The sequence below is a fragment of the Pseudoxanthomonas sp. LjRoot204_2 genome, assembly GCF_056175765.1.
Map to the genome: position 1 here is coordinate 1 of NZ_JBGFFG010000136.1, position 7,903 is coordinate 7,903.

9 protein-coding genes are annotated in these 7,903 nt (G+C 67.3%); 3 read left to right on the forward strand and 6 right to left on the reverse strand.

The genetic code is table 11. The features are described from left to right. Window positions 1-643, forward strand: a 643-nt coding sequence (locus tag AC04L7_RS08285; RefSeq protein WP_475512805.1) for a helix-turn-helix transcriptional regulator, incomplete at its 5' end; no start/stop codon positions are given. Window positions 644-694: 51 nt separating this feature from the next. On the opposite strand, the gene AC04L7_RS08290 is transcribed toward AC04L7_RS08285, so the two are convergent. Further along, entirely contained in the window at window positions 695-1,321 is a 627-nt protein-coding gene (locus AC04L7_RS08290) for a TetR/AcrR family transcriptional regulator (protein ID WP_296282972.1), read from the reverse strand. Further along, complete coding sequence (locus tag AC04L7_RS08295) at window positions 1,321-1,578, reverse strand: acyl-CoA-binding protein (RefSeq protein WP_296282974.1); 258 nt, start codon at window positions 1,576-1,578, stop codon at window positions 1,321-1,323. Before AC04L7_RS08295 ends, AC04L7_RS08290 begins: the two co-directional genes overlap by 1 nt. 151 nt (window positions 1,579-1,729) lie before the next feature. Between AC04L7_RS08295 and AC04L7_RS08300 the strand changes: the two genes are divergently transcribed. After that, window positions 1,730-3,718 carry an SDR family oxidoreductase gene (locus AC04L7_RS08300; RefSeq protein WP_296282975.1) on the forward strand — a complete coding sequence of 663 codons (1,989 nt, stop codon included), beginning with the start codon at window positions 1,730-1,732 and terminating at the stop codon, window positions 3,716-3,718. A 78-nt stretch (window positions 3,719-3,796) separates the two neighbouring features. On the opposite strand, the gene AC04L7_RS08305 is transcribed toward AC04L7_RS08300, so the two are convergent. The 4 genes from AC04L7_RS08305 to AC04L7_RS08320 all read right to left on the reverse strand — a co-directional run bounded on the left by AC04L7_RS08305 (window position 3,797) and on the right by AC04L7_RS08320 (window position 7,405). Beyond that, window positions 3,797-4,225, reverse strand: coding sequence for a group II truncated hemoglobin (locus tag AC04L7_RS08305; RefSeq protein WP_475512806.1), 429 nt, complete (start codon window positions 4,223-4,225; stop codon window positions 3,797-3,799). 84 nt (window positions 4,226-4,309) lie between these two features. After that, window positions 4,310-5,263, reverse strand: a complete 954-nt coding sequence (locus tag AC04L7_RS08310; protein ID WP_435998876.1) for a restriction endonuclease — start codon at window positions 5,261-5,263, stop codon at window positions 4,310-4,312. A gap of 242 nt (window positions 5,264-5,505) precedes the next feature. After that, window positions 5,506-6,066, reverse strand: a complete 561-nt coding sequence (locus AC04L7_RS08315; protein ID WP_435998874.1) for a phasin family protein — start codon at window positions 6,064-6,066, stop codon at window positions 5,506-5,508. Between the two features lie 94 nt (window positions 6,067-6,160). Then, complete coding sequence (locus AC04L7_RS08320; RefSeq protein WP_296282982.1) at window positions 6,161-7,405, reverse strand: patatin-like phospholipase family protein; 1,245 nt, start codon at window positions 7,403-7,405, stop codon at window positions 6,161-6,163. An 86-nt stretch (window positions 7,406-7,491) separates the two neighbouring features. On the opposite strand from AC04L7_RS08320, the gene AC04L7_RS08325 reads away from it, so the two are divergent. Next, a partial coding sequence (locus tag AC04L7_RS08325) for a DUF8198 family protein (protein ID WP_475512807.1) occupies window positions 7,492-7,903 on the forward strand: 412 nt, incomplete at its 3' end.

Sequence of the window (7,903 nt, forward strand, 5' to 3'; positions counted from 1 at the left end):
GTCGAAACTCGACCAGTGGCTGCCGGCGCGCCTGCGCAAGCGCGCCAGCGCGCTGTATTCGGTCACCCTGTCGCTGGCCGGCGGCCTGCCGACCTCCGATGTGGATCTCCTGCTGCGTATCGCCGGCGCCTGTCGCGACGGGTTCCGCCTGCGCATGCACTACCGCGACCGCAGCCAGCGTGCCACCGAACGCCTGATCGAACCGCTGCGCCTGGTGCACACGGGCAGCCGCTGGTATCTGGTGGCCTGGGACCTGAAGCGGGAAGACTGGCGTACGTTCCGCGTCGATCGCGTGGAGGCGCTGCACGACACCGGCACGCAGTTCCCGCCCCGCGCGTTCCCGGGCGACGTCGCCGACTACGTGGCCAAGTCCATCACGCAGCCGTTCACCCGCTTCCAGGTCAGGCTGCGGTTGCCGGGTTCCATCGAAGAACAGGCCGCGCGCGTGCCGCCGTGGTGCGGGATCCTCGAGGCCGGCGATGCGGACCATTGCATGCTCGAGCTCGGGGCGGAATCCGTCGATGCGCTGCTCGCGCTGATGGCGCTGATCGGCCCGGACTTCGAGATCGTCGATGATCGTGGACTGCTGCCCGACCTGCGGGCGGCATCGGCCCGCCTGGGCGCGACGCTGGCGGCGGCCTGAAAGGGAAGGTTCGGCACGCCGCGCGTCCGGCGCGCACGATGCCGGGGCCGCTCAGGCGGTGTAAGCCTGCGTCAGCGTATTCAGATGGACGCGCTCGGCATCGCGCAGGAAAGGCGCCACCAGCATCATCACCTGCACGATGCCCTGCCGGATGGCGGCCTGCTCATCCTTTTCGCCACGCGCGGAGGCATAGTTGAGCCAGAACGTCGAGACCACCAGCACGTTGGTGGCGGTGGCGGCGAGTTCCGCCGCCGAGGCCCGCATCACGCCCGCGTGTCCCATTCCCCGCATCACCGCATGCGCGCTGTCGTCGGCGCGCTTGAGGATGCGCGCGAAGCGCATGCGCAGCCGCCGGTTGCGGCTGAGTATCTCGACCAGATCGCGGTAGAGGAACCGGTAGTCCCAGATGCACTCGAACACCAGGTGCAGCTGCAGCCAGATGTCTTCGAGGCCCGGCAGGCGCTCGGTGGGCGGGGTCAGTGCGGCGTCCATGCGCTCTTCGTACCGTGCGAAGAGCTGCTCGATGATGTCGTCCTTGTTGCGGAAGTGGTAGTACAGGTTGCCGGGGCTGATCTCCAGCTCGTCGGCGATGTGGTTCGTCGTGACGTGAGGCTCGCCCTGTGTGTTGAACATCGCCAGGGCGGCGTCGAGGATGCGCTGGCGCGTGTCGCGTGCCACTACGCGATGAGCTTCTTCACCAGGTCCACGTACTTCTTCTGCGCGTCTTCCTGCGGAGTACCCTTCAGCTTGGCCCAGGCTTCGTACTTGGCCGTACCGACGAAATCGAAGAAGCCCGGCTTGTCGCCCTTCACGTCGCCCTCGGCGCCCTGCTTGTACAGGCCGTACAGGCGCAGCAGCGTGTCGTTGTCCGGACGCTCCGACAGCGTCTGGATGTCCTTGGATGCCTGTTCGAATGCGCTCTTCAGATCTGCCATGGATGATCCCTCCCAGTGATCGGGGCCATCTGACCACGGGTGGTGGGGGCGGTCAATCCGTGACGGGATTGTCGAACGTGGGCCGCTCTGGCAAGTTAGCCCGCAGRGCGGTCGGAGGGGCTGGCCCACACAACTCGAGGGATGGGTCGTCATGAGCTATTTCGTCACGGGCGCCACGGGATTCATTGGCCGCTATCTGGTCGGCAACCTCCTCAAGCGCAGCGGGACGGTCCACGTGCTGGTCCGCAAGGACTCGCAGAAGAAGTTCGACGCCATCGCGAAGAAAGCGGGCTGGGACATGAAGCGCGTGGCGGTGGTGCACGGTGACATGACCAAGCCGAAGTGCGGCCTGACCCCCGCCCAGTTGCGTGCCCTCACCGGCAAGGTGAAGCATTTCTTCCACCTGGCCGCGGTCTACGACCTGACCGCCAGCCGCGAAGCGCAGCAGGCAGCCAACATCGACGGCACGCAGCACGCACTCGACCTGGCGGCGGCGCTGAAGGCCGGCTGCTTCCACCACACCAGTTCCATCGCCGCCGCCGGCCTGTACCCGGGCATCTTCCGCGAGGACATGTTCGAGGAAGCCGAAGGCCTGGACGATCCCTACCTGCGCACCAAGCACGACTCCGAAGGCCTGGTGCGCAAGGAAACCCGCATCAAGTGGCGGATCTACCGCCCCGGCATGGTCGTCGGCCACTCGAAGACCGGCGAGATCGACAAGATCGATGGCCCGTACTACTTCTTCACCCTTATCAAGAAGCTGCGCGAACTCCTGCCGCAGTGGGTGCCGGTGCTCGGCATCGAGGGGGGGCGCATCAACATCGTGCCGGTGGATTTCGTCGCCGACGCGATGGACCATATCGCGCACAAGCCGAAGCTGGACGGGCACACCTTCCACCTGACCGACCCGGAACCCATGCGCGTCGGTGAGGTGCTCAACACGTTCTGCCGCGCCGGCCACGCGCCGGAGATGACCATGCGCATCGATGCGCGCATGTTCGCCTTCGTGCCGGGCAGCATCCGCATGGCCGTGGGCAACCTGCCGCCGGTGCGCCGTTTCATCGGCATGCTGCTGCGCGATTTCAAGATCCCGAAAGAGGTGTTGAAGTTCATCACCTATCCGACGCGCTTCGACAGCCGCGAGACGGAGCGGGCGCTGAAGGGCAGCGGCATCGCCGTGCCGCGGCTGGACGACTATGCGTGGCGCCTGTGGGACTACTGGGAGCGCCACCTCGACCCGGACCTGTTCATAGATCGCTCGTTGAAGGGGAAGGTGCGCAACAAGGTGGTCGTCATCACCGGCGGTTCCTCCGGCATCGGTCTGTCCACCGCCCAGCGCGTGGCCGAAGCGGGCGCGACCACGATCATCGTGGCGCGTGGCGAAGAGGAACTGTTCAAGGCCCGCGACGACATGAAGAAGGCGGGCGGCAAGGTCTTCGCCTACACCGCCGACCTGGCGGACATGGCCGACTGCGACCGGCTGGTGAAGACCGTGCTCGACGAGCACGGCCAGGTCGACATCCTGATCAACAACGCCGGCCGCTCGATCCGCCGTTCCATCGAGGCCAGCTACGACCGTTTCCATGATTTCGAGCGCACCATGCAGCTGAACTACTTCGGCAGCATCCGCCTAATCATGGGCTTCCTGCCGAAGATGACCGAGCGTCGAAAGGGCCACATCATCAACATCAGTTCGATCGGTGTGCTGGCGAACTCGCCGCGCTTCTCGGCGTATGTCGCATCGAAGGCGGCGCTGGACGCGTTCAGCCGCTGCGCGCAGGGCGAGCTGTCGGGCAAGGGCATCAGCTTCACCACCATCAACATGCCGCTGGTGAAGACGCCGATGATCGCGCCGACCAAGATGTACGACAGCGTGCCGACGCTGTCGCCGGAGGAAGCGGCCGACCTGCTGGTCAAGGCGATCATCGAGAAGCCCAGCCGCATCGCGACCCGCCTCGGCATCTTCGCGGCCCTCGTCAATGCGGTGGCGCCGAAGGCGTACGAGGTGGTGATGAACACGGCCTTCGAGCTGTTCCCCGATTCCGCCGCCGCCAAGGGCGACCGCAAGGCGCTGAAGGAGTCCGCGCCGAGCCAGGAACAGATCGCGTTCGCGTCGCTGATGCGGGGCGTGCACTGGTAGTGGCGTCGCGCCGGGCCGGCGCGGCGTCGCCATCGATGCCGATCGCGCGGCAGCGAACGCAGCGGAGCAAGCTCCGCTCTACGCGTCCCGGGGATCCGTCCACCGCAGCGGCACCGCTTGCATGTTCCGCATGTGCAGCGCGAGCGGCTCGATCCGCGACCATAGAAACTCCCGCAGTTCCGTGTCCGCCACCGTCTCCGTCATGGCGCCGTGGAAGCAGGCCAGCCAGCCGCTGGCTTCCTCCATGCCGATCCGGAACGGCAGGTGGCGGGCGCGCAGCATCGGCGCGCCGTGTTTCCGGGTGAACAATGGCGGCCCGCCGAGCCAGCCGCTGAGGAACTCGAGCAGCTTCTGCTMGCTGCCCTCAAGCGTATCCGGATGCTGCGCGCGGACCGCGGCCGCTTCCGGCAACGTGTCCATCAACGCATACATGCGCTGCGTCATCCGGCGCAGGCCGGCTTCGCCGCCGATGCGGTCGTAAGGCGTGGGTTCGGGGACGTCGGTCATGGGGCAAAGCGTGGGGGCCGTGTGGCCATCATCCCGGGAGCGACATGGCACGCACAGCGACGGAGTGTCGCGGTGCGCCGGCGATCACATCGTCTTGCACTGGCGCCAGCGCACCGGCTCGCTGCTTCCCGGTGGCGGATTGAGCTGCACGCGGGTCGCGCGCAGGGCCGGGTAGCGCTCGAGTTCCAGGCAGATCCACGGCCAGATGTCCTTCTCGCTGGCGACGCGATCGATGCTCAGCGTCAGCTTGGTCTGCCAGACGCCGCGCGTGATGCCGGGGGTCTTGGACAGCGCCTTGAGCACGTCGCGCATCTGCACCTCCAGTTCCTCCTCCGTCGGTTCCCGGAACGTGGCCTGCGGGGCGGTGACGGTGGGTGGCGGTGGTGTGCTCGGGCGGGCCGAGGACGCAGGCGGCACCGCAGCGGGCACGTCGTCCATCGACGCCGGATGTCCGCTGGACCAGGCGACCATCGCCAGCGCGCCCAGGGCGACCGCGCCCAGCCAAGAGATGCCCGTATGGCGCTTGGCACGACCGCTGGCGTACTGATCGATCTGTTCGCGCAGCGCGGGTTCGATCAGGTGGCGTACCTGCGGCCACAGGCGGGGGCCGTCGAGCAGTTCGATGTTCGTGCCCTGCGCCGCATCGCGGCCTTCCTTTTCCACCTTGCCTTCGGTGGCGAGGATGCCGCCCTGTGCGGCGCCCAGGCGAATGCTGGCCGCCAGTTCATGGACCGGCGCGGCGGCGATCCGATAGGCAGACCCATGCTTGCAGGACAGCAGCCAGCGCTCGTCGCCGCGATGCAGCAGGAAGGTCGACTGTGGTTCGCGGGATTCCTGCGGTTCGGGCGAGGCCTCCACCAGTCCGCGGCCGGCCATCGCGGCCAGGACGAGCTTGGAGAATTCGCGCCAGCGCAATCCGGACAGCGCATGCAGGCCGTAGGTCATTTCATCGCGGGGGCGACGCACCAGCCAGAGATAGGCGGTCGCCGCGATGCCGCTCACCAAGGTGACGGCCAAGCCAAGGAGCCAAAGGGACATGCGTCGCGGATGCGTTGTTGTTATTAGGACCGCGATTCTACCGGGCCGGCCCGGCGCGTGTCTTTCGATGGCCGCTCGGCGTCGCGGAATGCAGGCAAAGAAAAGCCCGCCAGTCCGAAGCCGTAAGGGGAGGGGAGCAAACGAACTTCGATGGACTGGCGGGCGGAATGATTGTTACGCCATTCGATGGTGCTGCGCAACAAAATTTTGTTCAGAAAAGCCTGCAAAAACGCGCTGCAGCCTTATGGTGCAGCCTTCTTGCGCGATGCACGTTTGGCGGGCGTTTTCTTCGCGGCGGGCGCCGCTTTTTTGACGCTGGCCTTGCGCGGGCGTGCCGCACGGGCCGACTTCGCCGCAGGCGCGCCGCCGAGCTTGCGCAGCTCGGCATTCAACGCATCGACGCGGTCGATCAGCGCGGAGAGGTCTTCGCGGCTGGGGACCTCGAGTCTGCGCAGCGCGCGGTGCACGCGCTCTTCGAAAACCTTCTCGAGGCGATCCCACGTATCCGATGCGCGCTCGCGCGCCTGCCCGACCGTGGTCTCCACCGCATCCCGCATGGCCTGCGCCTTGCCGCCGGCCGCCTTGCGCGTGATGTGCTCCAGCGACAAGCCTTCCTTCACCAGCGTTTCGAACAGCTTGGTGCCCTCGGCCTGCGCGCGGCCGAACGCCCCGACGCCCGCCAGCCACACCTGCTGCGCCGATTCGCCCAGGCGCCTGGACATCTGCTCGGCCTGCGCCTGCAGGTCGTCGTTGCGGGAAGCGGAAGCGGTCTTCTTGCGTGCGGATTTCTTCAGCGTGGCCATGGCGTTCCGTCGTTCGTTGGAGAAAGGAGTGCGCGCCAGAATCGACGGCGCGTCTAGAGTTTTCACACCAGCCGGTGATGTGTCCGTGATCGGCTCAGGAACTGCGCGTCGCGCGCCGGCGCGACACCAGCTGGTCGACATCGTCCAGGGCGCGGCGCAGGCGGGCCGTGGTCTCGGTCATGCGCGGGGTCACGTCGAGTCCGTCCAGGATCGAACGGTGGCGGTCGCTGACGATGTCCTCGTTGTAGCGGATGCCATGGGCGGCCAGCATCGGCTTGAGCACGGCGGCGCGCTTGCGCAGGTCGGCCAGCGTATTGCGGTAGGCCAGCTGGCACACGCGGTGGCGCGAGGAAAAGCTGAAAAGGTTGGTGAAGAACAGTTCGCTGTCGTCCGAGTTCGGTTCGAACACCAGCTGATCGATGTCCGGGTAGCGATGCGGGTACTTCTCCATGCCGATCTGCATGCGCGACTGCAGCAGCGTGCGCAGCGTCTGCGACAACACGGCGGGCAGGCCGCCGCTGGCGAGGCCGACCTGTTCGGCCTGGTCCGCCTGCGGTGCGGCCTGGTTGGCATCGAACGGCACCAGCGGGTTGATGCCGATCATCAGGTCGATGCCACGGTCCAGCACGGTGCTGGCGTGCATCGTGCGGCGGAGGGCGCCGTCGAGGAAATGGCGGCCGCCGATCTCCACCGGCGGATACAGGCCGGGCAGGGCGGAGCTGGCCTGCACGGCGCGCGAGATCGGGATGTCGTCCCAGCCCTCTTCGCCGAACCGCACGGCCTCGCCGCTGTCCAGATCGACCGCGACCACGAACAGGTCCGCGTCCAGGGTGCGGAAATCGTTGCTGCGGCCGCGGCGGCTGAAGATGTCGCGCAGGAAGCGTTCGACCTCTTCGTTGTCGAAGATGCCGGTCGGCACCAGGCCACCGAAGCGGAGGAACAGGTCCGACCAGCGGGTGGCGCGGCGCGGATTCCGCAGCAGGCGTTGCAGCCAGTCGGCATACAGGCCCGGCAGGCTCGCGGCGCGGCGCAGGTACTCGCCGACATTGGGGCGCAGGAAGGTTTCCGGGCGGAACTGGGCGTCGTCGCTGGTGCCGGTGATGAAGATGCGGCACATCTCGGCCGTCCCCATGCGGTTGGCCAGCCCCGCCGCGAGGAAGGCACCGGAACTGACGCCCACGTAGCAGTCCATCCGGGTCAGGTCCAGGCCGTCCAGCGCTTCGTCCAGGGCGCGCAGCGCGCCGAGTTCGTACATGCCGCCGATGGGGCCGCCGCCGGCGATGGCCAGTCCGATCTTGCCGTTGTGGCCCCGTTGCCGCGCGCTGTGGATCGAAAGCATGTACTACCCGTGATGACGTTGCCGGCCGAGTGTAGCCGACCGGTCGCCGGCTTGCGGTGGTCGCGCCTGGCCGGGATCATGGCGCCATGGCCCGAGGAAATCCGTTGATCGAACGCGTCGGCAGGCGCCTGGCCTGGCACCAGGCGGCGCACGACCCGGCCCGCGAGCCGCGCAACCGGCTGCGCTGGCTCCCCGAAGTCCGGCGATGGCAGGCCGCCCGCCTGGAGGCCAGCTTCGCCCATTTCCTGAATGACCCGACACGACGGGCGGCGGCGATGTTTTTCCTGACCGATGTCTACGGCGACCATGATTTCAGTGGTCGTGATGCCAATGTCGCCAAGGTGATGCCGATGATGCAGCGCCTGTTGCCGGGCGCGGTGCTGGAGACGGTGGCGCACGGCATCGAACTGGGCGTGCTGACGCATGCGCTGGACATGCGCATGGCCGAGGCGCTGCATCGCTTGGCGCCCCAGCGTCGCAAGCTGGACGCGCGCCTTT

Bases quoted from the DNA above. Each gene is read 5' to 3' on its own strand.
- AC04L7_RS08295 (WP_296282974.1), bottom strand. From the start codon at position 1,578: ATGGCAGATCTGAAGAGCGCATTCGAACAGGCATCCAAGGACATCCAG.
- AC04L7_RS08300 (WP_296282975.1), top strand. From the start codon at position 1,730: ATGAGCTATTTCGTCACGGGCGCCACGGGATTCATTGGCCGCTATCTG.
- AC04L7_RS08310 (WP_435998876.1), bottom strand. From the start codon at position 5,263: ATGTCCCTTTGGCTCCTTGGCTTGGCCGTCACCTTGGTGAGCGGCATC.
- AC04L7_RS08315 (WP_435998874.1), bottom strand. From the start codon at position 6,066: ATGGCCACGCTGAAGAAATCCGCACGCAAGAAGACCGCTTCCGCTTCC.
- AC04L7_RS08320 (WP_296282982.1), bottom strand. From the start codon at position 7,405: ATGCTTTCGATCCACAGCGCGCGGCAACGGGGCCACAACGGCAAGATC.